Origin of the sequence: Enterobacter mori, from assembly GCF_025244905.1 — a bacterium.
GTDB lineage: Bacteria > Pseudomonadota > Gammaproteobacteria > Enterobacterales > Enterobacteriaceae > Enterobacter > Enterobacter mori_A.
Map to the genome: position 1 here is coordinate 2,013,748 of NZ_CP104285.1, position 26,965 is coordinate 2,040,712.

Below are 26,965 nucleotides of genomic sequence, written 5' to 3' on the forward strand. Positions count from 1 at the left end.
GATCACAGATGTATAGAAATTTTTGGTGATAAAAAAACTATTAACCTGTTTGGGTGTTAAATGGCCGAACAATCCATAAGGTAGGGTAGCGCAAAAGCGGACAAATTACGGTCAAAAGGAAGGTATGTAGATGGCCTTCCTTTTGTATGGTTTTGATTCAGGAGTGAAAAACGCTAAAGCGATCAGGGATAGACTTTTTCTTTATATTCGCAAAGATCTTCGATGATGCAGGAGCCGCAGCGAGGCTTGCGTGCGATGCAGGTATAGCGGCCATGCAAAATCAGCCAGTGATGGCAGTCGACCTTAAATTCCGCCGGAACGACTTTTAATAACTTCTCTTCTACCTGTTCAACGTTTTTACCTGGCGCAAAGTTGGTGCGGTTAGATACGCGGAAAATGTGCGTATCGACGGCGATAGTCGGCCAGCCGAACGCCGTATTCAGTACCACGTTCGCCGTTTTGCGTCCGACGCCGGGCAGTGCCTCCAGCGCGGCGCGATCCTCCGGCACTTCGCCTCCGTGCTGTTCCAGCAAAATCCGGCAGGTTTTGATCACGTTCTCGGCCTTGCTGTTAAACAGGCCGATGGTTTTGATATACGACTTCACGCCTTCGACGCCTAACTCAAGCATCGCCTTTGGCGTATTGGCCACCGGATAGAGCAGGGCAGTGGCTTTATTGACGCTGACATCGGTAGCCTGCGCAGAGAGCAACACGGCGATCAGCAGCTCAAACGGGGAGGTAAAATTCAGCTCCGTCGTCGGGTGCGGGTTCTCGTCCCGCAGACGGGTCAGGATCGCAATGCGCTTTTCTTTGTTCATGAAGCCTTCTCGGGTGTCCCTTCCAGAACGCTACGCTCAGCCGCGCGGCGCTTACGTTTTTCATCAATCAGGTATTTTATCGCCAGCATCATGCCAAGGCCAATAAAAGCACCTGGCGGCAGCATGGCCAGCAGGAATGGCGTATCGGTGTGGAACACTTCAATACGCAACGCTTTTGCCCAGCCGCCCAGCAGCGCATCTGCACCGTCAAACAGCGTACCGTTGCCGAGGATCTCACGAAGCGAGCCGAGGACAAACATGGCACCTGTCGCCCCCATACCGATGGCGAAACCGTCAAGCGCTGACATCGCCGGGCTGTTCTTCACGGCAAACGCCTCGGCACGCCCGACCACAATACAGTTAGTCACGATCAGCGGAATGAAGATCCCAAGCGATTGATACAGGCCAAACGCGTAAGCGTTAATCAGCATCTGAACGATACTCACCACCGACGCGATGATCATGACGTAAATCGGAATACGGATCTCCGAAGGCGTCCAGCGGCGCAGGGCGGAAATGGAGAGGTTGGTCAGGGTCAGCACCAGGGTGGTTGCCAGCCCCAGTCCGAGTGCGTTGGTCGCAGTAGAGGTGACGGCCAGCAGTGGACACATTCCCAGAAGCTGCACCAGCGCGGAGTTGTTCTTCCACAGTCCCTGAACAATAACGTCTTTAACCTGGCTCATGGTTACTCCTCACAGGCCGGAAGATTGTTAATCTGCGCAGGCAGCGTTTCGGCATACAGCCCGGCGCGTTTTACGGCGTTAACCACGGCGCGCGGCGTGATGGTCGCGCCCGTGAACTGGTCGAACTCACCGCCGTCTTTCTTCACCGCAAACGCTGCGTCATTTTCGCCGTGGATCACTTTACCGGCAAAGTGCAAAATCCAGTCGCTTAAGCGCGTTTCAATTTTATCGCCAAGGCCCGGCGTTTCGTGATGCTCTGTCACACGGGTACCCAGTACGGTACCGGAAAAATCGCTGCCGACGAGCAGTTGAATGGCTCCGGAATAACCGTCGGGTGCGGTGGTTTCCATGACTGCACCCACCGGCCGGTCCCCTTTGCGGGCGATAAAGACGCGGTGCGAGCCCTTCCCAAGCTGCGGCGCTTCTACAACAAAGCAGCTTTTCTGCAGGTTATTATCGTAGAAGTCAGACGGGATCACCTGATCAAACAGCGCTTTTTGCTGCTTCGCCGCCTGCTCATCAATCGTCGATTTGGTCAGTTCGTTCACCAGCGCCGTCAGGCCGGTCAGTACCGCAGCGAAAATAGCCAGCGTGACGCCGTGTTTTTGCATGGTCTTTAACATGGCGAAACCCTTAGCGATGACCGTACACGCGCGGACGCGTGTAGTAGTCGATGAGCGGAACGGTAATGTTGGCGAGCAGGACGGCGAACGCTACCCCATCCGGATAACCGCCAAAGCTGCGAATCAGCCACACCAGCAGACCCGCCAGCGCGCCGAAGATCAGACGGCCACGATTGGTGGTGGACGCCGTAACCGGGTCGGTAAGAATAAAGAATGCACCCAGCATGGTCGCGCCGGAGAGCAGATGCATCTGCGGGCTGGCCAGTGATTCAGGAGAGAAGACCCAGCCCAGCGTCGAACAGACTGCCAGCGTCATGAGAAAGCTCACGGGAATATGCCAGCGGATCGCTTTTTGCTGCAGCAGGAACAGGCCGCCCAGCAGATACGCAAGGTTGACCCACTGCCAGCCAGCACCTGCCAGCACGCCGCTGTAGATGGCGGATTTCATGATCTGCTCAACGCTGTGCCCGGTATGCAGGGACGTTTTAAAGGTATCGAGAGGCGTTGCCTGGCTGATACCGTCCACGCCCATACGCAGCGCGTTCATATCAGCGCCGATCGCGGTATGGCCGGTAAAGATAACGTGTAGGGCATCCATAAAGCCAGGAACCGTGGCGGCAATTTCATGGGGTGGCAACCAGCTGGTCATCTGCACCGGGAAGGAGATCAGTAGAACAACGTAGCCGATCATTGCCGGGTTAAACGGGTTATGCCCGAGTCCGCCATACAGCTGCTTGGCGATAATCACCGCAAACACGGTACCGAGCACCACCATCCACCATGGGGCAAACGGTGGAATACTGATCGCCAGCAGCAGCCCGGTCAGTAACGCGGAGTTGTCAGCGAGAATGCGGGAGACCGCCATTTTTCGCAGCTTCAACACGAGTGCTTCCGCCGCTAACGCACTGGCGCAGCCAAGGACTAACTGGAAAAGGGTTCCCCAGCCGAAAAACCAGAACTGAACGGCGATGCCTGGCAACGCCGCCAGGCAGACCAGCATCATGATGCGCGATGTCTGGCGCTGGTTATGGGTGTAAGGGGAACTTGCGATTCTGAAAACCATTTAATCCTCGTTAACTGCTTGTTGTGCGGCTTTCTTCGCCTGAACGCGCGCAATCGCGGCGGCGACGGCGGCTTTGCGTGGATCATCGTTTGTGGCCTGCGGCTGCTCCTCCTGCTGGGCGGCTTTGCGCGCTTTGGCCCGAGCGATGGCGGCTTCGACAGCGGCTTTGCGAGGGTCAACCGGCACTTCAGGCTCAACTATTTGCGCCTGCTGTGCTGTTTTGCGCGCTTTCGCACGTGCGATGGCCGCTTCGACGGCAGCTTTTCGCGGATCCTCAGCGTCTTTCTCAACAACCACGTCCTGCTGTCCAGCTTTACGGGCTTTGGCACGAGCAATAGCCGCTTCAACCGCCGCTTTACGCGGATCGACGCCCGTTTCCGGCTCGGCAGTTTCTGCTTTCTCTGCCTGACGGGCGCGGGCCTGTGCCTTGCGCGCTTCGCGTGCCGCAATCGCTTCGCTGTTATCCGGTTTCTCGCCGGCCGGGATCATCACAGGCTGCGCCGCGGTCGCTTTTTTCTCGCGAACGCGCGCCAGTGCGGCGTTGATCGCATCCTGATCTTTCTCACCAGGCTGAACAGCGGCCTGCTTATGGCGCTCCTGGCGGGCGATTTTCTCGCGTTCGAGACGCGCCTGACGGGCTTCAAAGCGCGCTTTGGCTTCGGCTGCGCGTTTCTCTTCCATTGAGATGGCATAAATCTCAGCCTTCTCCTGACGGAAGTATTGCACCAGCGGAATATTGCTTGGACAGACCCAGGCGCAGACACCGCATTCAATGCAGTCGGCAAGATTGTGGGCTTGCGCTTTGTCGTGCAGTTGGCCTTTGCTGTACCAGTACAGCTGCTGCGGGAGCAGATCCGCCGGGCAGGCATCAGCACAGGCGCTGCAGCGGATGCAGCCTTTTTCTTCCTGTTCATTACCCATCTCGGTCGGAGAGGGGGCGAGCAGACAGTTAGTAATTTTGACGACCGGGACATCCAGCCACGGCAGGGTAAACCCCATCAGCGGGCCGCCCATGATCACCATCTGGTCGCTGCCAGGGCAAAACTCGGCCTGCTCCAGCAGATGACGCACCGGTGTACCCAGACGCGCCCAGACGTTGCCCGGACGAGAAATCGATTCCCCGGTCAGCGTCACCACGCGCTCGGTTAGCGGCTCGCCGTCAATCACCGCGCGTTTTACCGCATACGCCGTACCGACGTTTTGCATCAGCACGCCGATGTCAGAGGAGCGGCCACCGTGCGGTACTTGTTTACCGGTGAGGATCTGGGTCAGCTGCTTTGCGCCGCCAGACGGGTATTTGGTCGGGATTACGCGCAGGCTAATATCATGGCACCCTGCCAGCACGGCCCGCAGCATGGAAATGGCCTGCGGTTTATTGTCTTCAATGCCGATCAGCACTTCTCGTGGCTGCAGAATATGGGCGAGGATGCGAATACCTTCCACCACCTGGGCGGCACAGTCCTGCATCAAACGGTCATCGGCGGTGATATAAGGTTCGCATTCCGCGGCGTTGATGATCAGCGTGTTAATCTTGTCGCCACCGCCGCGCAGTTTGGTACCCGTCGGGAAACCTGCGCCGCCAAGTCCGGCAACGCCGAACTGATGAACGCGTTCAATCAACTCTTCGCGGCTGCGGGAACGGTAATCACTCCAGCCGTCACGGTCGATCCAGCGGTCTTCGCCGTCGGCTTCAATAATCACGCTCAGTTCAGACAGCGCTGAAGGGTGCGCGACGGTATGTGGGGCGATAGACACCACTTTACCGGAGGTTGGGGCGTGTACCGGCAGCATCCGTCCCCGACCAAAGGTCAGCGGCTGGCCGCGAAGAACGGTATCGCCTTCTTTTACGCAGAGTTCGCCTTCCGCGCCGATATGCTGTTTAAGTGGCATGACGTAACGCGTCGCCAGCGGAGTTTGTCGCAGCGGCGTACCGTTTGACTGGGTTTTCATCTCCGGGGGATGGATACCGCCGTCGAAGTCCCAAATCTTATCTTTTCTGAAAGCAGAAAATAACTTAAGCATGTTGTTCCACAGGAATATTGCGAACCGGAATGGTCTGAAGATCCCATTTCCAGCTTTCGGTAGTCGTTTCAACCGGGCGCAGTTCTATGCACTGCGTTGGGCAGGGGGCCACGCAAAGGTTACAGCCGGTGCACAGATCGGCAACAACGGTGTGCATGGCGCGGGTTGCGCCCACAATGGCATCTACAGGGCAGGCCTGAATACATTTGGTGCAGCCGATGCAGTTCGCTTCGTCGATCACCGCGAGGGCGCGAACCGGCTCCTGCACCTCGGCATCGCCGTCGACAGGCTGCGGATCAACGTTAAGCAGGGCGGCAATTTTGAGCATCACCGCTTCACCACCGGGTGCACAGCGGTTGATTTTTTCACCCTGCACGCCTACCGCCTCGGCGTAAGGCCGGCAGCCGGGGTAGCCACATTGCCCGCACTGGCTTTGTGGCAGCAGCTCGTCAATTTTTTCCACAACGGGATCGTCCTCAACCGCGAAACGGCGGGAGGCGTAGCCCAGAATCAGGCCAAACACCAACCCCAGTACGCTGATGGAGGCGATGGCAATCCAGATAGCACTCATTACAACTTCACCAGACCACTAAAGCCCATAAAGGCCAGAGACATCAAACCTGCCGTCACCAGTGCAATGGCGTTTCCGCGGAAGGGCGCGGGAATATCCGCTGCAGCCAGACGTTCACGAATAGAGGCAAACAGAACCATGACCAGTGAGAAACCGACGGCGGCAGAAAAGCCGTACAGCGCCGATTGCATGAAGTTATGCCCGAGGTTGATGTTAAGCAACGCCACCCCGAGTACGGCACAGTTGGTGGTGATCAGCGGCAGGAAGATACCCAGCAGGCGATAGAGCGCCGGGCTGGTTTTGCGCACCACCATTTCGGTAAATTGCACGACGACCGCAATGACCAGAATAAAGGACAAGGTGCGTAAATAGATCATGTCCAGCGGGATCAGGATCCAGGTATCAATCAACCATGCGCAGATGGACGCCAGCGTCATGACGAAGGTTGTCGCCAGCCCCATGCCCATCGCGGTCTCCAGTTTTTTGGAAACCCCCATAAAAGGACACAGGCCAAGAAACTTCACCAGAACGAAGTTGTTAACCAGCACAGTGCCGACAAAGAGCAGTAAGTAATCGGTCATTATTCAGCCTGAAATAAAAAAGCCGCCTATTATCGGACAAAGCACGACAGGCGACAACAGGTTAACAGTAAGGTTATTACGGGTTCACGAAGGTTTTCTTCACCCGCGTCGAACGCTTGAAGTAAGGGACCAGCAGCGCAGCAGCCAGTAACGGGAATAACAGCTGGCGAAGCGCTAGCGCGTCAGAAACCGGAGAAAAAGCAAAGGCTTTCACCGCCAGCAGCACGGAAATTAGCAGCCAGATAATATAATGTTTTGGCACACTTTTGCGGCGCTTAAAGAACGCAATGGTCAACCAGAGCGTGTAGTACCACATCCCGATGGCGAAGACGAACGAAGCAAACCACAACGCAATATTAAGCACACTTTGCGACATCAGGGTCTGAATGGCATGAGGTGTGATCAGCGCGGTAGTATAGAGTAACAGCGCAAGCGATGCGCTTAATAATGCAACCAGCAGCCATGCCAGTGGGGCGATTAACCAGCCTCCAATTCTTTCTCCAGGCGATACGGTCATGCTTTCTCCCATAGTCTGCGCGAAAGGGTATACAGAAATTTGCAGGGCGGAGAGTATATAACATTTCGCGCGGATGGCTACTTTCTTATAAAACGTAACGCCATACGGACTTCGGCACTTCCCCGACGTTGAACAAACGGCCACCGGAGACCAGTTCAGCCCGGCGATGGTCAGCGGCGCGATACATATTGATAATTTCGTGATTATCCAACAGCGTGTAGTTTAGATGGTCAAACAGTTTTTCCAGGCTCTCAAGGGAATTGATCTTGCGAAATTTTAATAAATAGTCCTGAACTGTCATGTTAATAAGTTTCCATATAAAAGTGAGTAATACCCGTGTCGGTAATTCGTTCGAATAATAAACGGATAAATAAAGACGTAAACAGCCCACTCAGGTAATGTGACGAAATTAGGAGTTTTCTTTGCTGAAAGATTCAGGCATCAGACGATGCCTGGAAGTGAAGGTTAACCCTGTTCAACACGGCTGGCAATATGCAACTGACAGAATGTGTCACGAGGGCGTTACTTCGGTTGTGCGACGGTGACAGGCTCTGGCGGTTGGTAGTTATCGATATGGCTGGCAACGCCAAGCAAAATGACCGAAACCCCAAGGACAATCCATCCCGCTAATTCAATGATTCGATTAATTATTGATGACATGACTCGTGTTTGTGATTTATCCATAAATACAGATTGCAAATGTTACCGTGCAGCACTGACCTCGGCAAGCGGTTTGGGAACGATACCCTTAATCAATCTCAGTGAGTTACATCCTTGTAACAAAAACATCTGGTGCAAGGTGCTATTTTAAGGCATATGACACATTATTAATGTGTAGTAATACCCGTAAAGCCAGTGTGAAATAAGATAATGACAGGAGGGCACTTTGATGAGTGAAAATATCCGTGTCGGGCTGATTGGCTATGGTTACGCGAGTAAAACCTTTCACGCGCCTCTGATTAGCGGGACACCGGGAATGTCGCTGGGGGCGGTTTCGAGCAGTGATGCCGCCAAAGTACATGCCGACTGGCCAGGCGTTCCGGTTGTTTCTGAACCTAAACATCTTTTCAACGATCCTAATATTGACGTCATCGTCATTCCTACCCCAAACGACACGCACTTTCCGTTAGCTAAAGCGGCGCTGGACGCGGGTAAACATGTTGTGGTCGATAAACCCTTTACCGTGACGCTGTCACAGGCGCGTGAGCTGGATGCACTGGCAAGAAGTCTTGGAAGGCTGCTGTCCGTCTTCCATAACCGGCGTTGGGACAGCGATTTCCTGACGGTGAAAGCCCTGCTTAGTGAAGGTACGCTTGGTGAAATAGGCTATTTTGAATCTCATTTTGACCGCTTTCGTCCGCAGGTGCGTAACCGCTGGCGTGAACAGGCGGGCCCCGGAAGCGGTATCTGGTATGACTTAGCGCCGCATTTGCTCGATCAGGCCGTAAATCTGTTTGGTCTGCCGGTAAGTATGACGGTTGATTTGGCGCAGCTTCGGCCTGGCGCGCAGACGACAGATTACTTCCACGCCGTTTTGAGCTATCCGCAGCGTCGTGTCGTACTGCACGGGACGATGCTCGCCGCCGCGGAATCGGCGCGCTATATCCTTCATGGTACGCGCGGCAGCTTCGTGAAGTTTGGTCTGGATCCGCAGGAGGACCGCCTGAAAAACGGTGAGCGTTTGCCGCAAGAGGACTGGGGCTACGACATGCGCGATGGCGTGCTGACGCGCGCGGAAGGCGACGAGTTGGTTCAGGAAACGCTGCTGACCATCCCAGGTAACTATCCGGCTTATTACGCGGCTATCCGTGATGCGCTCAACGGTACGGGGGAGAATCCGGTTCCGGCCAGCCAGGCGATTCAGATCATGGAGTTGATTGAGTTGGGCATTGAGTCTGCCAAACATCGCGCCACGCTCTGTCTGGCATAAGTTCTACATGTTTTTGTAGGCCGGGTAGGGCGTAGCCGCCACCCGGCAAGGGTTTACGCGGTTGCCACCTTATCCCGAAGCGCCTGTTTCTCTTCAGGCGTCAGGAACGCAATTTCCAGCCCGTTAATCTGCGCCTGGCGGATCTGCTCGCGGCTCAGGCCCGCCTGCGGCGCGGCGATGTTGTACTCGTGGATGATATCCACGCCCTGTACCGCCGGATCGTCGGTGTTCAGCGAGGCCAGAACGCCGTGCTCGAGGAACGTTTTTAGCGGGTGATGCGCCAGCGTTGCCACGGTGCTGGTCTGAATGTTAGACGTCAGGCACGACTCTATCCCGATACGCTGCTCCGCCAGGAAATCCATCAGGGCACGATCTTCGACGGCTTTCACCCCGTGGCCGATACGCTCTGCGCCCAGTTCGCGAATGGCCTGCCAGATGCTTTCCGGGCCTGCCGCTTCACCCGCATGAACGGTAATGTGCCAGCCTGCGTCACGTGCGCGATTGAAGTGGGAGAGGAACAGGCTACCCGGGAAGCCCAGTTCATCCCCGGCGAGGTCAACAGCGGTGATCTGGTCACGATGCGCCAGCAATGCGTCCAGCTCCTGAAGGCAAGCCGCTTCACCGAAGGTGCGGCTCATGATGCCAATCAGACGTGCCTGAACGTCGAAAGCTTTACACCCTTCGCGGACGCCTTCAATGACGGCTTCCACCACGCCTGCAACGGGCAGGTTGTGGGTCATCGCCATGTAGCCCGGCGAGAAGCGCAGTTCGACGTAATGCAGGCCGTTACGGGCGGCGTCTTCGATGTTTTCGAACGCCACGCGGCGGCAGGCATCCAGCGAGGCCAGCATTTTCACGCCCCAGTCAAGTTTGCTCAGGAAGCTGACCAGATCCGGCTCATTGGATGTGACCTGAACATGGGGGATCAGGGTTTCAATCGTTTGAGCGGGAAGCGTTAAATTATACTGGCGGCCAAGATCGAGGATGGTTTGGGCACGAATGTTACCGTCAAGGTGACGATGAATATCAGTTAAAGGCAGGCGTGTATCAATCATGGTCGCACTCTTTGCTGGTTAAAGTGCGCCATATTATAAAAACAAAACGGGGTAAAAAGCTATTTGCGCAAGGGAATATTCCGTTGCGCAATAGCATTACAGCAGGGTAGCGATTCCGGCGATGAGGCGTTGCACCCCTTGTTCAAGCTTGCTGCGCGGGCAGCCTGCGTTCAGGCGCACGAAGCCATTACCCTCTTCTCCATAGGTGTATCCCGGCATGATCGCCACTTTTTTCTGTTCAATCAGCACTTTTTGCAGCGCCTTGTCGTCAATGTTCAGCGGGCGCAGGTCAATCCAGGCCAGATAGGTTGCTTCCGGCGGCTGCCAGTTCAGTTTCGGAAAAGCGCGGTTTAATTCCTGCGCGATAAACAACAGATTCTCTTCCAGATAACTCCGCAAGGCATCCAGCCATGGCGCTCCCTGCTGATAGGCGGCGATATGCGCCGTCAGCGCCAGCACGGAAGGGGAAGAGAGTCCGTCACGGCCTTTAAGCGCGCGGAGGTAACCAGTGCGGCTCGCTTCATCGCCGATCAGCCCGTAAGCCCCGGTCAGCGCCGGAATATTAAAGCTTTTCGAGCCGGAGGTGAGGAGCGCCCATTTGCCGCGAGCTACCTCATTCCACGGTGTGTGATGATGTTTTGCCCACACCATGTCCATATGAATTTCATCGCTGATCGCCGCTACGTCATAACGTGCGCACAGTTCCGCCATCTGCGTCAGCTCATCCCGCGTCCAGACCTTACCGGTTGGATTTTGCGGGCTACACAGCAGCAAAATTTTGTTTTCTGGTTTCGCCAGGGCCGTTTCCAGCGCGGCCATATCACCCATCCAGCCGCTCGCCTGTTTCACCATCGCGACCGGAACGACGTGGCGCGCGTTGCCTTCGATGGCGTTATAAAACGCATCGTACGCCGGAGTATGAACCACCACGCCGTCGCCGGGTTGCGACCAGAGACGGATCAGCTCTGACACCATGTAGATGACGGAAGGGCCATAAACGACGGATTCGGTATCGATACGGCTGTTAAAGCGTTGCTGGAACCAGTGCGCGACGGCAGCCAGAAACTCATCGTTTTTCCAGCGGCTGTAGCCAAACACGCCGTGATCGATGCGCTGATGCAGCGCGTCGGTGATACAAGGGGCGGTGGCGAAATCCATATCCGAGATAGTGAAGGGCAGCAGATCGGCCGCGCCAAAGCGGTCGGCAACGTAATCCCACTGGGTGCACCAGGTGCCGTGACGATCCACGACGGTCGAGAAATCAAACATAACGCTCATCCTTAACGTAAAACCCCCTCATGGTGAGGGGGGGAGGCATCAGGCTTCGACTGTTCGCATCAGCGTTGCCAGCTCATCTTTTACCGACTGCACCTGCGGGCCGATAACCACCTGCAAATTATGCTGATTTAACTGTACCACACCGATGGCGCGGTTAGCTTTCAGCGCATGGGTATCCACTTTCGACATATCCGCCACCGACAGGCGCAGGCGGGTAATGCAGTTATCCAGCGAGGTGATGTTATCCGCGCCGCCCAGCGCTGCCAGAATGGCAGGGGTGTTGTAACCCGATTTTCCTACCGTCCCTGCAACCGCTTGTTCAACGCTGGTCGCTGTTTCAGCATCACGGCCCGGTGTTTTCAGGTTAAAGCGGGTGATGGCGAAGCGGAAGATGCCGTAGTACACCGCAAACCAGATTGCCGCCACGACCGGCACCAGATACCACTTAGTGGACAAGCCGTGCAGGATCCCGAACACCACGAAGTCAATCACGTTGCCGTCAGTGTTACCGATGGTGACGCCGAGCACCGCCATCACGGTGAAGCCCAGACCGGTCAGCACGGCGTGAATGAGGTACAGCACCGGCGCGACGAACAGGAACAGGAATTCGATTGGCTCGGTTGTGCCGCCAACGACGCAGGCGATCACGCCGGAAATCAGCAGGCCTTTAATTTTATGACGGTTTTCCGGACGAGCACAGTGGTACATCGCCAGCGCCGCACCCGGCAGGCCGCCGAGGAAGGCAGGCATTTTGCCCTGAGACAGGAAACGGGTTGCGCTCTCAGAGAAGCCGTGGGTGGTTGGGCAGCTCAGCTGCGCCTGGAAGATCGTCAGCGCACCGCTCACGTCGTGACCGCATACATCCATCGTCCCGCCCGCTTCGGTGAAGCGAATCAGGGCTACCAGAATGTGCTGCAGACCAAACGGCAGCAGCAGACGTTCACCGGTACCGAAGATCATCGGACCGAAATCACCCGCGCCGTTAATGATGCGACCAATACCGGTGATACCCATCGCGAAAACAGGCCAGATCAGCGGAATGATCAGACCAAACAGACCCATTACCACGAGGGTGATAATCGGCACAAAGCGGGTGCCGCCGAAAAAGGCCAGAGCATCCGGCAGGCGGATATTGTGGAAACGTTCGTGCAGCATCCAGATAATCACACCCGCGATCACCGCACCGAGGATCCCGGTGTCGATGGACTGAATACCAATCACGCTCTGGATATTATTGGCTTTCAGTACGGCAGCGTCGGTGGTAGGCAGAATGCCTTTTGCGGTCAACCAGAAGTTAACCGCAAGGTTCATCACCGCGTAGCCCACGAAGCCCGCAAAGGCGGCCACGCCTTTATTTTCGCGCGCCAGGCCCAGCGGGATGGCGATGCAGAACATGACGGGCAGGAAGCTAAACGCAAAGGAGCCGACTTTGCTCATCCAGATGAAGATCGCCTGCAGCACCGGGTTGCCGAGGAACGGGATCAGCGTAACAACGTCATGACTGCTCAGGGAGCTGCCGATCCCCAGCATGATCCCGCAGAATGAGAGGAGTGCCACGGGCAGCATAAAGGTTTTACCCAGTTGCTGGAAAAATTCCCACAGCGATATTTTTTGTGCTGCTTTCGCCGTCATAAAACGACTCCTTTATTGTTAAAATCAGTTTATCTGCTTCAATGCTGCGAGAAGATAAAACGTTTTATCAAAGTTTAGTGCGCGCTAAATCACATTCTCAGGCTTTGACTGATAGTATAAAGATATCGTATTGATAAAACGTTTTACCGATCTCATTATCAGGGAGTCACGCCAACCCATGGCTGTAGCGAAAAAGATCACCATCAATGATGTTGCCCTCGCGGCTGGCGTTTCCGTCAGCACGGTGTCGCTGGTTTTAAGCGGGAAGGGGCGTATCTCTCCCGCCACCGGACAGCGGGTCAATGAGGCGGTTGAGCAACTGGGCTTTGTGCGTAACCGCCAGGCTTCAGCGCTGCGCGGCGGGCAAAGCGGGGTGATTGGCCTGATCGTTCGCGACCTGACGTCACCGTTCTATGCCGAGCTGACCGCCGGTCTAACCGAAGCGCTTGAAGCGCAGGGGCGGATGGTCTTTCTGCTGCACGGCGGGCGCGAGGCCGATCAGCTTCTCTCCCGGCTCGATATGCTGCTAAACCAGGGGGTGGACGGGGTGATCGTCGCCGGGGCGTCGGGCGTGGGTAGCGAACTGTGCGAGCGTGCCGCCGAAAAAGGTGTGCCGCTGGTCTTTGCCTCACGTGCCAGCTACCTTGATGAAGCCGACACGCTGCGCCCGGATAATATGCAGGCCGCGCAAATGTTGACCGAGCATCTTATTCGTCGCGGGCATCAGCGCATTGCCTGGCTTGGCGGTAAAAGTTCGTCCCTTACGCGCGCCGAGCGGGTAGGCGGCTACTGTTCGACGCTGATTAAATACGGGCTGCCGTTCCACAGTGAGTGGGTGGTGGAATGTGGATCCAGCCAGAAGATGGCGGCGGAAGCGATAGGCGCGCTACTGCGAAGCAGCCCGACGATCAGCGCCGTGATTTGCTACAACGATGTGATTGCGATGGGTGCCTGGTTTGGCCTGATCCGCGCTGGTCGTCAGAGCGGCGAGGGCGGGGTGGAAACCTTCTTCGGGCACCAGGTGGCGCTGGGGGCGTTCGCCGACGTCGGTGAAAACGCGCTCGACGATCTGCCCATCGTCTGGGCCACTACCCCCGCGCGCGAGATGGGCTACACGCTGGCGGACAGGATCATGCAGCGCATCGACAATACGGATGTGCAGGCCGGGCACCAGATTGTGGCGGCGCGGTTAGTGACGGTGAAATAATCTTCGCTGCACATCGCCCGGCGGCGCTGCGCTTGCACGGGCCTACAACGGCCCGGAATCGTAGGCCGGGTAAGCGTCAGCGCCACCCGGCAATAAAAAACCCCTCATAAGAGGGGTTTTGACGTTTACTGTTGCGGTGCCGCCGGTTCAGCCGGTTCCGGCATCCCCAGAGCTGGCATACCAAACATGCCGACAAAATCTTCAAGCGGCATTTTATCGCCGTTCAGAGTTACCTGGCCGTTGGCATACTGCAGGCTGGTGGAAATCGTGTTGTCTTCCACTTTAGTGATGCGGAACATCTGGCCCATTGCCGCCAGACCTTTCACCTGCTGGTTCGCCAGTTTGCCAGCGTCTTCATCGCCGTAACCTTCAAGCTTCGCAATCTGGGTCATAAACTCGGTCGCCATGTCCATTGGGATGGTCAGCTTGCTCTCGAGTGACTTCACGCTGCGATCCACTTCCTGCGCCAGCGTCTGCGGTTCACCCGTTGCGGTTGCAGGATCTTTCAGGAACAGAGACAGGTTAAAGTTGGTTTCGCCTTTGCTGTTTTTCCAGCTCAGCGGCGCGACGGTTACCACCGGCTCGCCTTTCAGCAGGATCGGCAGGTTGTTGAACAGCACTGCCATCGCCTGCTGCTGGTACACTTCCGGGTTCTGCTGCAGTGCGGCATCGGTCAGCAGCGCCTGGCTCTCTTTGCTGTATTTCTGGCTAAACTCGTGCCACGCCTGGCCGTCGATATTGCCGATCTTCAGCGTTAATTTTCCGGTCCCCAGATCCTGATTTTGCACCTTCATGCTCTTCAGGGCGTAATCCAGCTGCGTATTGATATTCTTACCGTCTTTGGAAATTTCAGATTTGCCGTTCACGTCCATGCCTTCCAGCACGGCCATCTCTTTACCTTCAACCGCGATTGCAATCTTATCGAGAGAGAGCTTCTGATCGCCAATACGCTCTTTAAAATCGGTCATACGGCTGTTGCCGTCGGCTTTCAGGTTGTTGAAACTGAGCTGAACCTTTTGGTTATATTCGTTAACCGCGTTCACCACACCGCTTTCTGCTTCGCCGGTCAGAGAGAACACGTTTCCTTCGCGGTCAGCGTCAAGTTTGAAGTTGCCTCCGCTGAAGGCGACCTTCTCGTTCTCTTTCTCATAGTTCAGCGCTTTCAGCGCAATATCGGAACTCGTGTCACCGGCATAGCTGATGCGAGTATTGATTTCGAAAGGCGAGGTATTTTTTGCCAGATCAAACAGCGGCTTGGTGACGTCGTTATTCACCAGCACCGTGTGAACGGACGCCATTGATGGGATCAGATTAAACGATTTTAACTGCGCCAGCGGGAACGGACCGTGGCTGACCACTTCATCCAGCACCACGCTCTGGCCTGGCTTCAGCCAGGCGTTGGCGTTTCCTGCTACAGGTTTCACCACCATCTGCATATGGCTGGTAAACACGCCGCGCTGATAGTTCTGATAGCTAAGCTCAATGCCTGCCTCTGGCGCGCTGCGCTTAATCTCTCCGTTAGCCTGCGCGACCATCTCAGCCAGACGGCCTTCTAGCTGTTTCCCGGTAAACCAGGAGGCACCCGTCCAGACCACGCCTAACGCTACAATCACTCCAACCGCTACGACCGATTTTTTCATTGCGACTATCCCTAAAATGAAACCAGGCGGTAAAAACCGCCCGGAGATATAAAGCCTAAAACTAGCTTAGCAAGAGTTGTTAAAAAATTCAGTAAGTGCTTATAGCTTATTAAAAACGCGCGCCAGACGACCGGTGCCGCTCACGCTAACCGGCGACTCGTTCGCTGCAACAAAAGCCGATTCGCCCGGCTTGAGCACCAGACGCTGTTGGCCTTTCTGCAGCGTCACTTCGCCTTCAACGCAGAACAGGATTGCCGCGCTCTCCTGCGCGATGGCGGTTTCGGCCTGGCTCAGATCGTGCAGAGAAAACGCAAAATCCTCAACCGGGATCGGGAAGTCCAGCTCTGCGCCGTTTTTCACCGGCTGAGTCAGCAGCTCGTCGGCAGGCTTCGCCACGAACTTCACGTTAGCGACCAGCTCAGGGATATCGATGTATTTTGGCGTCAGGCCCGCGCGCAGCACGTTATCCGAGTTGGCCATCACTTCAAGCGCGACGCCCTGCAGGTAGGCGTGCGGGGTTTCGGCAAACAGGAACATTGCTTCGCCCGGGTTCAGCTTCACCACGTTCAGCAGCAGAGGAGAGAACAGGCCGCTGTCGTCCGGGTAGAATTCGGAAATCAGACGGATAGTCTCCCACGGCTCACCTTGCTGGCTGTTCAGTGCTGCTTTCAGCACTGCCAGCGCGTGGGCTTTTTCTTCGCCCTGCATATTCAGCAGGCTGGCGAACAGCTGGCTCAGCGCGTCCGCGTTCGGGTTTTCCAGGAAGTGGGCGATAGCTTTGTTGGCACCCGCGACAGGTTGCAGCAGAGAAACGATCTCCGAAAACTCGCGGAACGCGTTCATCGCCAGGAAAGGGGTGAGAGCAAATACCAGCTCCGGCTTGTGGTTCGGATCTTTGTAGTTACGTTCAGCCGCGTCTAATGGAATACCCGCCGCGTTCTCTTTCGCAAAGCCGATTTCAGAGGCTTTCTTGTTCGGGTGAACCTGAATGGAGAGCGGCTGGTCGGCGCACAGTACCTTAAACAGGAACGGCAGTTCGCCAAAACGAGTGGCAACCTTGTCGCCCAGCAGTGCGGCTTTATCGGCATCAATCACGTCGCGCAGGCTGCGTACCTGGCCGCTGGCGTCTGTTATTTTTGAGCTGCTCTTCGGGTGCGCGCCCATCCACAGCTCTGCCATCGGCAGGTTGTCCGGGTTGGCGATACCGTAGAGATCCGTTAACGCAGTTTTACTTCCCCAGGCGTAGTTTTGCACTGAGTTGATGAGTTTTTGCATTATCAAGCCCTGATTCAAATGTGGAATTAACTCCGGGTATTAAAGCAATAAACCGCGTGGAAGTAACCTGCGGATGTAAAAAGTCGTACTAGTCTCAGTTTTTGTTAAAAAATTGTGTAGGATAAGCTGACTCGCTTTTAAGCCGGGCAGCGGAACATCTGCCCTGAACAATCAGACCGAAGCAGTAAGTGAGAGAACAATGTCGAACAAACCCTTTCATTATCAGGATCCTTTTCCCCTTAGTAAGGATCACACCGAGTATTATCTGTTAACCCGCGATTACGTTTCTGTCTCTGAGTTTGAGGGACAGGAGATCCTCAAAGTTGACCCGCAGGCGCTGACGCTGATGGCGCAGCAGGCCTTCCACGATGCTTCGTTCATGCTCCGCCCGGCGCATCAGCAGCAGGTTGCCGATATCCTGAGCGATCCGCAGGCCAGCGAGAACGATAAGTACGTTGCGCTGCAGTTCCTGCGTAATTCGGATATCGCGGCGAAGGGCATTCTGCCGACCTGCCAGGATACGGGGACCGCAATTATCACCGGCAAAAAAGGCCAGCGCGTCTGGACCGGCGGCGGAGATGAAGCGGCGCTGGCGCACGGCGTCTACAACACCTATATCGAAGATAACCTGCGCTACTCGCAAAACGCGGCGCTGGATATGTACAAAGAGGTCAACACCGGTACCAACCTGCCTGCTCAGATTGACCTCTACAGCGTCGACGGTGACGAGTACAAATTCCTCTGCATCGCCAAGGGCGGCGGTTCGGCTAACAAAACCTACCTCTACCAGGAAACCAAAGCGCTGCTCACCCCGGGCAAGCTGAAAAACTACCTGGTTGAGAAAATGCGTACCCTCGGCACCGCAGCGTGTCCGCCGTACCATATCGCCTTCGTGATCGGCGGTACCTCGGCGGAAAGCACGCTGAAAACCGTCAAGCTGGCGTCGACCAAATACTACGACGGGCTGCCGACCGAAGGGAACGAACACGGCCAGGCATTTCGCGACGTGCAGCTTGAGCAGGAACTGCTGACCGAAGCGCAGAACCTGGGGCTGGGCGCACAGTTTGGCGGCAAATACTTCGCGCACGACATTCGTGTGATCCGTCTGCCGCGCCACGGCGCGTCCTGCCCGGTGGGCATGGGCGTGTCCTGCTCGGCGGATCGTAACATCAAGGCGAAGATCAACCGTGACGGCATCTGGATCGAGAAGCTGGAGAACAACCCGGGCAAATACATCCCGGAAGAGCTGCGCAAAGCGGGCGAGGGGGAAGCGGTTCGCGTGGACCTGAATCGTCCGATGAAAGAGATTCTGGCGCAGCTTTCGCAGTATCCGGTCTCGACCCGTCTTTCCCTGAACGGCACGATTATCGTGGGCCGCGACATCGCACACGCGAAGCTGAAAGAGCGTCTGGACAACGGCGAAGGGCTGCCGCAGTACATTAAAGATCACCCGATCTACTACGCAGGCCCGGCGAAAACGCCTGAAGGCTATGCCTCCGGCTCGTTAGGTCCAACCACGGCAGGCCGTATGGATTCCTATGTTGACCAGCTGCAGGCTAACGGCGGTAGCATGATCATGCTGGCGAAAGGCAACCGCAGCCAGCAGGTGACGGACGCCTGCCACAAGCACGGCGGCTTCTACCTCGGCAGCATCGGCGGCCCGGCAGCGGTCCTGGCGCAGGGCAGCATCAAGAGCCTGGAGTGCGTGGAATACCCGGAACTGGGTATGGAAGCGATCTGGAAAATAGAAGTGGAAGACTTCCCGGCGTTTATCCTGGTGGATGACAAAGGTAACGACTTCTTTAAGCAGATCCAGTCTTCCCAGTGCTCGGCGTGTGTGAAGTAATTCTGTAAATTGCCGGGTGGCGGCTGCGCCTTACCCGGCCTACGAGTCTGGTAGGTCGGGTAAGCGTCAGCGCCACCCGACACCAAAAAGAGCGCACAAAGCGCCATAACGTTTGTCAGAAGTCATCAATACTTATCTCTTAAGCATGTGAGCAATCCCATCTTTGTTATCAAGGAGAAAGTAATGACCACGGTACGCCATGAGAAAGACTCGATGGGCGCCATCGACGTCCCCGCCGACAAGCTATGGGGCGCGCAAACCCAGCGTTCGCTGGAGCATTTCCGTATCTCGACCGAAAAAATGCCCGTCTCGCTGATCCAGGCGCTGGCGCTGACCAAACGCGCTGCCGCCAAAGTGAATCAGGATTTAGGGCTGCTTGACGCCGACAAAGCCACGGCCATCATCAACGCCGCCGATGAAGTGCTGGCAGGCAAGCATCCCGACGAATTCCCCCTCGCGATCTGGCAGACCGGTTCCGGTACCCAGAGCAATATGAACATGAACGAAGTGCTGGCGAACCGGGCGAGTGAACTGCTGGGCGGCGTACGCGGCATGGAGCGTAAGGTCCATCCGAACGATGACGTCAACAAAAGCCAGAGTTCTAACGACGTCTTCCCGACGGCGATGCACGTGGCGGCGGTGATTGCTATCCGCGAGCAGCTTGTCCCGCAGCTCAACGTGCTCAAAACTACGCTCAACGAGAAGGCGCAGGCCTTCCGCGACATCGTCAAAATTGGCCGTACGCACCTGCAGGACGCCACGCCCCTGACGCTCGGGCAGGAGATTTCCGGCTGGGTGGCGATGCTGGAACACAACCTGAAGCACATCGACTACAGCCTGCCGCATCTGGCGGAGCTGGCGCTCGGCGGTACGGCGGTGGGTACCGGGTTAAATACTCATCCGGAATATGCGGTGCGCGTGGCTGAAGAACTGGCAAACATCACCGGTCAGCCGTTTGTGACGGCACCCAACAAGTTCGAAGCGCTGGCGACCTGCGATGCGCTGGTCCACACCCACGGGGCACTGAAAGGGCTGGCGGCATCATTAATGAAAATCGCCAACGACGTGCGCTGGCTGGCCTCGGGCCCGCGCTGCGGCATCGGTGAAATCAGCATTCCGGAAAACGAGCCGGGCAGCTCCATCATGCCGGGTAAAGTGAACCCGACCCAGTGCGAAGCCATGACCATGCTCTGCTGTCAGGTGATGGGCAACGACGTGGCCGTCAACCTGGGCGGTGCGTCCGGCAACTTTGAGCTAAACGTCTATCGCCCGATGGTGATCCACAACGTTCTGCAATCGATTCGTCTGCTGGCGGACGGGATGGAAAGCTTTAACGAGCACTGCGCGGTAGGGATTGAGCCGAATCGCGAGCGCATCAGCCAGCTGCTCAATGAATCTCTGATGCTGGTGACGGCGCTGAATACCCATATCGGCTACGACAAAGCCGCCGAGATCGCCAAAAAAGCGCATAAAGAGGGATTAACGCTGAAAGCCTCCGCCCTGGCGCTGGGTTATCTGACGGAGGCCGAGTTCGACGCCTGGGTTCGCCCGGAGGCGATGGTTGGCAGCCTGAAATAATTATCCCGCCACATACAGGTGCAGCCGAGGAATAATCAGCTGTAGCGGCTGCGCCTGAGGTCTGTAACGGTGCTGGACATTTTCAGCATCGTAATTCAATAGCTCACCGATATCCGGCACGATAGCCCCCTGATCGGCATCATAGAGCGCTATCAGCGGCGTCGGACAGGCGTACTGCACCTGTTTTTGCTGACCGGAATACCAGACGCGGGCGATAGGCTGAACCTTCACTGGGCGCTTAATTTTGAGGCGCGTATCCGCCGGTAGCGAGGCGATGCTGTGATACTCTTGCTCCAGACGCTCAATCCACTGCTCGCGAGACCAGGGGGCAACGGTACGCGGTGCTTTCAGGCTTTTCTCAAGCTGTGCCAGAATCTCATCCCGGGTGAAGTTTTTAATGATGTGCTTATTGGCCCAGCCGAAGCGCAGCGTGGCGGGATGACGCAGTACCGTCAGCGTGCGATAGGCATTCAGGGTAATCAACCCCGGAAGCTGACGGTGCACCCACTCAAACCGTGCGGCAGGGGCGAGGCCCGACTCTTCGGTGACGATCTTTTCAAATGCCGCTTTCAGGGTGTTGATGTGGGTAATCTGGCCTTCCAGCGCTTCACGCGTTGTCGCATCCGTTTGCAGGCAGATCACGCCAGGCAGCCGCACGGCCGCCTTACTGCTGCGGTTTTCAGACTGCTGCTGGATAAAAAGGTGGCGATAGTGTTTCATCGCCAGCTCAAATGCAGCGTTGCCGATATGTTGCTTCACTTCGATGGTATTCAGCGGATCGTGCTCCGCCCCTTTGGCTACATCAGGCAGAGTAAAGACGCGCGCGGCCAGCAGGCGGCAGGTCTGCAAACGTTCTGTCAGGGCGAGTAGCTCGTGTTCTATTTCGCGAAAGGTACTGTTCAGCCGTTCGAGGAGATCGTAGGTCGCCATAAACACTCTCATTAGTTACAACATACTTATCATATAGCACAGCACGCCAGGTCAGGCCAGCGTGCGGTTGAGGTCAGGCAGGGATGGGAAGGGCGATGTTATGGTACACCGGCCAGCTAAAGCAGAAGCGCGCCCCGCCGAGCTCGCTCTCTTCGCAATGCACCGTGCCGCCCATCGCCTGGGCGATAGAGTAGACAATCGCCAGCCCAAGGCCACAGCCTCCGGTGGCGCGATCGCGGCTGGGATCGAGGCGGACAAAGGGTTCAAACACGGTTTCTCGTGCTTCCGGGGTAATTCCCGGTCCGTCATCCTCTACCGTCAGGCTCGCCTGATTGCCCTGCAAATCCAGGCCAATCCGCAGCGTACTCTCGCTGTAGCGCATGGCGTTATTCATCAGGTTATCCAGCACGCGCTCCATCAGGCGCATATCCAGCGCGCCGTAATCCCCGGGGGTTACCGTCGTCAACAGCGTGCGTTGGGGATTAACGCTCTGCACATCATCAATATGCACCTGTAACCAGACGGGCAGATCCGGCGTGCTGAGGTTCAGTTCGTTTTGCGGGCGATCGAGGCGCGCGTAGGTCAGCAGCTCCTCAATCAGCGCTTCAAGCTGGCCAATGTCGCGATTCAGCGCCTGATTCTCCGCCTCGGTCAGGTTCTCACTCATCTCCAGGCGATAGCGCAGGCGAACCAGCGGGGTACGCAACTCGTGAGCAATCCCGTCGATCAGCTGTTTCTTGCTGGCAATCAAGGCGTTAATGTTATCGGCCATCTGGTTAAACGCAATGCCAAGGCGATCGAAACTGGAACCGCTGTCGAAATGAATCCGCTCGGTAAGATGACCCTCACCAAAACGCTGCGCGGCGGATTCCAGTTTCAGCATGTCCTGCCAGTGAGGACGCATCCAGATAAACACCGGAAAAGCCAGTGAAATGGCAATAAACGCCAGCAGGGCGAGGTCTAACAGGCGCATCTGATGCAGATAATACAGATAAGGCACCGGCCCGACGGCCAGCACGTAATGGCTGCGCGGAATACGCTGGATAAAAGTGTACTTTTCATCCAGCGCCACAATGTCCCCGTCACGCAAACGCTGCATGGTGTGGGCATCTAAATCGAAATCTTTTAATGGCTCGATGCGCAGATCGAACGACAGATTTAAATCCAGCTCTTTGAGGGTTTTCGCCCAGTCGTGCGGGGGAATTTCACGCAATTCGCTGCGCATCAGATAGAGCGAACTTTTCATCAGATCGTCCAGCGACTGCCGGCCCGCACGTTCGGCGGTGAATTTATAGACCAGCCCGACCAGCATGGTCATCACCAGGAAGCAGACAAACAGCAAAAGATAAAACTGCACAAACAGCTTTTTCATGGAATACCACCAACATACACAGGCTTAGTGCCCCCGTTCCGGGAAAGAGCGCTATGGGACACGCTAGTGTAACCCCCGTCTCTTTGGTTCAGAAGCACATTCTGATCCCGGGTAATGTCCATGACTGTCCGACGCAAAGGGTGTTCAGCACGCCTTACGTTCGCAGCTAATGCCCGTTTTTACTTGCGGCCACAATTAATGGATTGGTGACAAATCCGTGCGGACATTTACGTGCGTTGCAATGCAGAGCGTATGAACATATATCCTCCTCGAGGTTTTTATTAAACGGGCAGGCCATTTTGTCTTTTATTTCGCTCCATAGGGTCTCATTGTAAGGTGAAACGTTGTATAGCGCGATTGGGCTATAAGTACCATTAATAAAAATGCCATTCTTTGTCGGGTATATTCTGTCTCCGGGATATAAAAACACATCACTTTCATACCATATGATCAGCTTAAGAAACTTAAGACCCTGAATGCTTGAATAAACAATTCCAGTGTTTGGGCAAATTACCGAGCTAATCACTCTCCATGACATCGCGATACCTCTATCATTAACCATGTTGATGGATATAAGGTTTAGCACGTAAATTAGCTTTCGGCAAACATGTAACCAATTGAAAATGATCACTATTTTTGATTTGTGAAATGTATTTCCTTTTCTTTCATATGGATAATGGCTGATTAAGGAAATTTCAACAAAAAAATGAAATCTAATAATGAATTAAGTGGTGGATTTTTGATCAAAGAAGGATGCTTCACAATGGCGTTATATAGAGCTTCACGGACAGAACGCATTAGATATGTTTTTGTTTACGTTCCTGGATAAGGGAGTAAATAGAAGATTAAGAGGCATTAATGAAAGGTTATTACGGGTTAAATGGCGTAACGCGATGTCAAATTTTATCCCCGTCACGCAAAAAAAATAGTAAAGGGGCGTTACTGTTTCCCCCTTTACTTAGCGCCTTCAGGAGCGCTGGAAAATCAGGTTTCCCAGGCGTGTGGGGCGAACAAATAACCCTTATTACGCACGGTTTTAATGCGGTATGGCTCGGTGGCATTATCCTGCAGCTTTTTACGCAGGCGCGAAATCGCGACGTCCACGCTGCGATCCATTCCGTCATAGCTGACGCCGCGCAGGTTTTTCAGTAGGGCGTCGCGGTCCATGATTTGCCCGGCATGCGTTGCCAGCTCCCACAGCAGGTCAAAGTCCGCGGTGGAGAGAGCGATAAGCTCGCCAGAGAGTAGCACCTGACGGTTAATGGGATCGATGGATAAGGTACCAAACCGCATCGCTTTGTGCGGCGTCAGTGACGGCGCAGGCGTTTCACGTTCGCTGCTGGCGCGCTGGCGCAAATGAAGCCTCAGCCGGGCCAGCAGAACGGCTGGCGGCGTGGTTTTGAGAATGTAGTCGTTAGCGCCCATCTCAAGAGACAGAATATGGTTCATGTCGCTATCCAGAGAGGTCAACAGCACGATAGGCCCTTCCCACTGGCTGCGGAGATCTCGACAGAGCGTCATGCCATCTTTGCCGGGCAGCATAATGTCCAGCAGCACCAGATCCGGGTTTTCGCGTAGCACGACCTCTTCAGCACGATCGCCGCGAGGCTCAACGATGACGTCCATATCGTGTTTACCCAGGTAAGCAGCGATCAATTGTCCCACTTCGGGTTCATCTTCTACATAAACAATCTTATTCATACTGCGTCTGTTATCGCGAAAAAAGCCAACATACACCGCACAACCTTAACCTTCCATTAATCTTTCAAAATTAACGCCAGTTCCGTTATTCTGCCTCATATTGTTTCTTGATTGTTATGGAAAAAATGATGGGGCTGCTGATTAAAGCCGCGCTGGGTGCGCTGGTGGTGTTGTTGATTGGGGTGCTGGCGAAAACGAAGAATTACTACATTGCCGGGTTGATTCCGCTCTTTCCGACCTTTGCGCTAATTGCGCACTACATCGTAGCGTCTGAGCGTGGCATTGAAGCGCTGCGGGCCACCATTGTGTTCGGAATGTGGTCCATCATCCCGTATTTTCTCTACCTGCTGTCGCTGTGGTACTTCACCGGTTTTATGCGGCTTCCGCTGGCGCTGGGCGGGGCAGTGGTCTGCTGGAGCCTCAGCGCCTGGGTACTGATCTTCTTCTGGAGCCGCTTTCACTAGCGAAGCGGGCGTCCTCCGTCCACGGAGAAGGTTCTGCCCGTAACGTAGCAGCTGGTGAGCAGATAATCGATAAGGTCGATCACCTCTTTTTCGCCCGGGGCGATTTTCATCAGCGACTTATTCAACGCCTGCTGGCGATACTCGGCATCATCGTGTTCGTTAAACAGAATCATCGCCGGGGCGATGGCGTTCACTTTCACCTCGGGGGCCAGCTTGCGGGCAAACGAGCGCGTCATGTTATCCAGCGCGGCTTTGCTGGCCGCATAGGCGATGTGCTTGTCGCTCCCGCGCTCCACCACATAATCGGTGAAATGAATAATGTCACCCGCCGCGTGCCCGTGACCGCGCAGCAGATCCTGCAGCGCATGGTTAAGCAAATAGGGGGCGTTAACGTGAATTTGCAGCATGCAGGCGAGCGTGTCGCTCAACGGTGTCGCAGGCGTTTCGGCCTGCCAGGCGCTGGCGTTATGAATTATGGCGCGCAGCCCGTGGGTGGTGGACTTCACCTTTTCAGCAAAGGCAAGAATCCCCTCATCGGTTGAAAAATCGGCCTGAATGCAAACCGCACCGGCTTTTCGTAATCCATCAATCGAGGGATATTCACTGCGGTAACTGACGATAACCGGATGGCGAAGGTTGAGAAAGTGATGGGCAATGGCGAGGCCGATACGACGGCCTCCACCGGTGATCAGTATTGGGCGCTGTTGTGCATTTCCCATCGTATTCTCCTTTTCAGTTCAACAATGGGAAAGGCGATTCTATCCCATTAACATCCACATGGCCGGTACGGCAGCAATCAGTAACAACCCAATCGCGGCCATTTCACGGCGCTTAAGGGCGTTCTCCAGCTGATGCGTGCGACGTGCATAGATAAACACCAGCAGACCCGGCGCATACAACACCACCGACAGCAGCAGATGCATAGGCCCGGAAGCATACAACAACCACAGACCGTAAATACAGGCACCGACGCCGACAATATAGTGTGCCGGGCGCGTCGCGATTTTTAACAAATACGCACCCACTAAGAAATAGGGTACCAGAATCATTTCAGAGGCGATGGTCAACAGGGTGTTATAGTCCGAACCTGTGAGCCAGATCAGCACCAGACAGACCTGTACGCTGATGTTGGTGAGCCAGAGTGAGGCCGACGGCGCATTGTTTTTATTCTGGCGGGCAAACAGGCGAGGAAACGCCTTGTGCGTGGCGGCCAGGAACGGCACTTCTGCCGCCATGATGGTCCAGCTCAGGTAGGCGCCGCAGACGGAAACGATAAGCCCCGCAGCAATCACCACGTCCCCCCATGGGCCGAGCATTTTCACCATCAGTCCGGCCATCGACGGGTTACGCATTTCTGCCAGTTCAGGGCGCGCCACCACGCCCAGCGACAGCAGCGTCACCAGCAGATAGACGCCCAGAGCCGCCAGCACGGCCAGCAGCGTGGCGCGGCCTACGTCACGCTTATTACGCGCCCTGGCCGAGACCACGACGGCGCCTTCGACACCGATGAACACCCACAGGGTGATCAGCATGGTATTTTTGACCTGCTCCCAGACGGGCACGCCCAGCGCGATGCCGGTGAAGTCGAGCTTAAAGACGTCAAGACGAAACGCAATAAATGCCAGCACGACAAACAGGCCCAGCGGGACCAGTTTAGCCAGCGTCGCGACCAGGTTGATGCTGGCCGCCGTCTGGACACCGCGTAACACCAGCCAGTGCACCACCCACAGCAGTACCGAGGCCCCGACAATAGATTGCCAGGTATTGCCGTCCCCGAACAGGCGGAGTTCAGGAGTATCGGTAAAGAAGCTGAGCGCCGAGAAGACAATCACCAGATAGGAGACGTTAGCGATCACCGCACAAAGCCAGTAGCCCCATGCGGAACAGAAGCCAATCAGCTCCCCGAAACCTTCACGGGCGTAAGTGAAAATGCCGCCATCCAGATCGGGGCGAATGCGGGTGAGCAGCAGCATGGCAAATGCCAGCAGCAGGATCCCGACGCCGGTGATAGCCCAACCAATGATTAACGCGGCAGGGCTTGCGACCGCCGCCATGTTCTGCGGCAAACTGAATACACCCGCACCCAGCATTGAGCTTAAAACGAGTGCAGTTAATGCACTCAGGCCTAGTTTCTTTTCCATTGGCTTCCTGTTATGAAAGGTCCAAATCCAGAATAATT

26 protein-coding genes are annotated in these 26,965 nt (G+C 55.6%); 5 read left to right on the top strand and 21 right to left on the bottom strand.

What is annotated here, in order from left to right:
* Nucleotides 1–182: 182 nt before the first annotated feature.
* From nth to blr, 10 genes are all read right to left on the bottom strand, one after another.
* On the bottom strand, nucleotides 183–818 hold the full coding sequence (gene nth, locus N2K86_RS09630) for an endonuclease III (RefSeq protein ID WP_008500570.1): 636 nt from the start codon (nucleotides 816–818) through the stop codon (nucleotides 183–185).
* On the bottom strand, nucleotides 815–1,501 hold the full coding sequence (locus N2K86_RS09635; protein ID WP_260661301.1) for an electron transport complex subunit E: 687 nt from the start codon (nucleotides 1,499–1,501) through the stop codon (nucleotides 815–817). Before N2K86_RS09635 ends, nth begins: the two co-directional genes overlap by 4 nt.
* Nucleotides 1,502–1,503: 2 nt before the next feature.
* Complete coding sequence (rsxG, locus tag N2K86_RS09640; protein ID WP_260661302.1) at nucleotides 1,504–2,124, bottom strand: electron transport complex subunit RsxG; 621 nt, start codon at nucleotides 2,122–2,124, stop codon at nucleotides 1,504–1,506.
* 10 nt (nucleotides 2,125–2,134) lie between these two features.
* Nucleotides 2,135–3,187 (bottom strand): electron transport complex subunit RsxD, encoded by a 1,053-nt coding sequence (gene rsxD, locus N2K86_RS09645; protein ID WP_260661304.1) that lies wholly within the window; start codon nucleotides 3,185–3,187, stop codon nucleotides 2,135–2,137.
* Complete coding sequence (rsxC, locus tag N2K86_RS09650; RefSeq protein ID WP_260661306.1) at nucleotides 3,188–5,209, bottom strand: electron transport complex subunit RsxC; 2,022 nt, start codon at nucleotides 5,207–5,209, stop codon at nucleotides 3,188–3,190.
* A complete protein-coding gene (gene rsxB, locus N2K86_RS09655; RefSeq protein WP_042716342.1) occupies nucleotides 5,202–5,780 on the bottom strand; it encodes an electron transport complex subunit RsxB in 579 nt (192 codons plus the stop codon). The genes rsxC and rsxB overlap by 8 nt, the downstream gene beginning before the upstream one ends.
* Nucleotides 5,780–6,361, bottom strand: a complete 582-nt coding sequence (rsxA, locus tag N2K86_RS09660) for an electron transport complex subunit RsxA (RefSeq protein ID WP_010430378.1) — start codon at nucleotides 6,359–6,361, stop codon at nucleotides 5,780–5,782. Before rsxA ends, rsxB begins: the two co-directional genes overlap by 1 nt.
* A 76-nt stretch (nucleotides 6,362–6,437) precedes the next feature.
* Nucleotides 6,438–6,878: a DUF2569 domain-containing protein gene (locus N2K86_RS09665; RefSeq protein ID WP_260661307.1), complete on the bottom strand. Its 441-nt coding sequence runs from the start codon at nucleotides 6,876–6,878 to the stop codon at nucleotides 6,438–6,440.
* Nucleotides 6,879–6,963: 85 nt separating this feature from the next.
* A complete protein-coding gene (ydgT, locus tag N2K86_RS09670) occupies nucleotides 6,964–7,179 on the bottom strand; it encodes a transcription modulator YdgT (RefSeq protein WP_108416867.1) in 216 nt (71 codons plus the stop codon).
* 221 nt (nucleotides 7,180–7,400) lie between these two features.
* Nucleotides 7,401–7,526 carry a division septum protein Blr gene (gene blr, locus N2K86_RS09675; protein WP_168112406.1) on the bottom strand — a complete coding sequence of 42 codons (126 nt, stop codon included), beginning with the start codon at nucleotides 7,524–7,526 and terminating at the stop codon, nucleotides 7,401–7,403.
* A 241-nt stretch (nucleotides 7,527–7,767) separates the two neighbouring features.
* Between blr and N2K86_RS09680 the strand changes: the two genes are divergently transcribed.
* Nucleotides 7,768–8,808 carry an oxidoreductase gene (locus N2K86_RS09680; RefSeq protein ID WP_260661308.1) on the top strand — a complete coding sequence of 347 codons (1,041 nt, stop codon included), beginning with the start codon at nucleotides 7,768–7,770 and terminating at the stop codon, nucleotides 8,806–8,808.
* 53 nt (nucleotides 8,809–8,861) lie between these two features.
* On the opposite strand, the gene add is transcribed toward N2K86_RS09680, so the two are convergent.
* The 3 genes from add to malX form a co-directional block, all read right to left on the bottom strand.
* Nucleotides 8,862–9,863, bottom strand: coding sequence for an adenosine deaminase (add, locus tag N2K86_RS09685; RefSeq protein WP_260661309.1), 1,002 nt, complete (start codon nucleotides 9,861–9,863; stop codon nucleotides 8,862–8,864).
* A gap of 96 nt (nucleotides 9,864–9,959) precedes the next feature.
* Entirely contained in the window at nucleotides 9,960–11,132 is a 1,173-nt protein-coding gene (locus N2K86_RS09690; RefSeq protein WP_260661310.1) for a MalY/PatB family protein, read from the bottom strand.
* A 48-nt stretch (nucleotides 11,133–11,180) separates the two neighbouring features.
* A complete protein-coding gene (gene malX / locus N2K86_RS09695) occupies nucleotides 11,181–12,773 on the bottom strand; it encodes a maltose/glucose-specific PTS transporter subunit IIBC (protein ID WP_260661311.1) in 1,593 nt (530 codons plus the stop codon).
* Between the two features lie 178 nt (nucleotides 12,774–12,951).
* On the opposite strand from malX, the gene N2K86_RS09700 reads away from it, so the two are divergent.
* Entirely contained in the window at nucleotides 12,952–13,980 is a 1,029-nt protein-coding gene (locus N2K86_RS09700) for a Mal regulon transcriptional regulator MalI (protein WP_260661312.1), read from the top strand.
* A gap of 125 nt (nucleotides 13,981–14,105) precedes the next feature.
* On the opposite strand, the gene N2K86_RS09705 is transcribed toward N2K86_RS09700, so the two are convergent.
* Nucleotides 14,106–15,620 carry a YdgA family protein gene (locus N2K86_RS09705; RefSeq protein WP_260661313.1) on the bottom strand — a complete coding sequence of 505 codons (1,515 nt, stop codon included), beginning with the start codon at nucleotides 15,618–15,620 and terminating at the stop codon, nucleotides 14,106–14,108.
* A gap of 99 nt (nucleotides 15,621–15,719) precedes the next feature.
* On the bottom strand, nucleotides 15,720–16,895 hold the full coding sequence (gene manA / locus N2K86_RS09710) for a mannose-6-phosphate isomerase (protein WP_260661314.1): 1,176 nt from the start codon (nucleotides 16,893–16,895) through the stop codon (nucleotides 15,720–15,722).
* A gap of 199 nt (nucleotides 16,896–17,094) precedes the next feature.
* Here manA and fumA point away from each other — a divergent pair, with 199 nt between their 5' ends.
* Together fumA and fumC are read left to right on the top strand one after the other, a co-directional pair.
* Complete coding sequence (gene fumA / locus N2K86_RS09715) at nucleotides 17,095–18,741, top strand: class I fumarate hydratase FumA (RefSeq protein ID WP_260661316.1); 1,647 nt, start codon at nucleotides 17,095–17,097, stop codon at nucleotides 18,739–18,741.
* A 183-nt stretch (nucleotides 18,742–18,924) separates the two neighbouring features.
* On the top strand, nucleotides 18,925–20,319 hold the full coding sequence (gene fumC / locus N2K86_RS09720) for a class II fumarate hydratase (protein WP_260661317.1): 1,395 nt from the start codon (nucleotides 18,925–18,927) through the stop codon (nucleotides 20,317–20,319).
* On the opposite strand, the gene tus is transcribed toward fumC, so the two are convergent.
* The 4 genes from tus to rstA form a co-directional block, all read right to left on the bottom strand.
* Nucleotides 20,320–21,249: a DNA replication terminus site-binding protein gene (gene tus, locus N2K86_RS09725; RefSeq protein WP_260661318.1), complete on the bottom strand. Its 930-nt coding sequence runs from the start codon at nucleotides 21,247–21,249 to the stop codon at nucleotides 20,320–20,322.
* A gap of 73 nt (nucleotides 21,250–21,322) precedes the next feature.
* Nucleotides 21,323–22,621, bottom strand: a complete 1,299-nt coding sequence (rstB, locus tag N2K86_RS09730) for a two-component system sensor histidine kinase RstB (protein ID WP_260661319.1) — start codon at nucleotides 22,619–22,621, stop codon at nucleotides 21,323–21,325.
* Between the two features lie 166 nt (nucleotides 22,622–22,787).
* A complete protein-coding gene (gene iraM, locus N2K86_RS09735) occupies nucleotides 22,788–23,183 on the bottom strand; it encodes an anti-adapter protein IraM (RefSeq protein ID WP_313771645.1) in 396 nt (131 codons plus the stop codon).
* 422 nt (nucleotides 23,184–23,605) lie between these two features.
* A complete protein-coding gene (gene rstA, locus N2K86_RS09740) occupies nucleotides 23,606–24,322 on the bottom strand; it encodes a two-component system response regulator RstA (protein WP_260661321.1) in 717 nt (238 codons plus the stop codon).
* Nucleotides 24,323–24,450: 128 nt separating this feature from the next.
* Here rstA and N2K86_RS09745 point away from each other — a divergent pair, with 128 nt between their 5' ends.
* Complete coding sequence (locus N2K86_RS09745; protein ID WP_089599552.1) at nucleotides 24,451–24,786, top strand: GlpM family protein; 336 nt, start codon at nucleotides 24,451–24,453, stop codon at nucleotides 24,784–24,786.
* Here the strand turns inward: N2K86_RS09745 and folM are convergent.
* Both folM and N2K86_RS09755 read right to left on the bottom strand, forming a co-directional pair.
* Complete coding sequence (gene folM / locus N2K86_RS09750; RefSeq protein WP_260661322.1) at nucleotides 24,783–25,505, bottom strand: dihydromonapterin reductase; 723 nt, start codon at nucleotides 25,503–25,505, stop codon at nucleotides 24,783–24,785. The two genes, N2K86_RS09745 and folM, sit on opposite strands and share 4 nt — an antisense overlap.
* A gap of 39 nt (nucleotides 25,506–25,544) precedes the next feature.
* A complete protein-coding gene (locus tag N2K86_RS09755) occupies nucleotides 25,545–26,927 on the bottom strand; it encodes an amino acid permease (protein ID WP_260661323.1) in 1,383 nt (460 codons plus the stop codon).
* Nucleotides 26,928–26,965 lie beyond the last annotated feature (38 nt).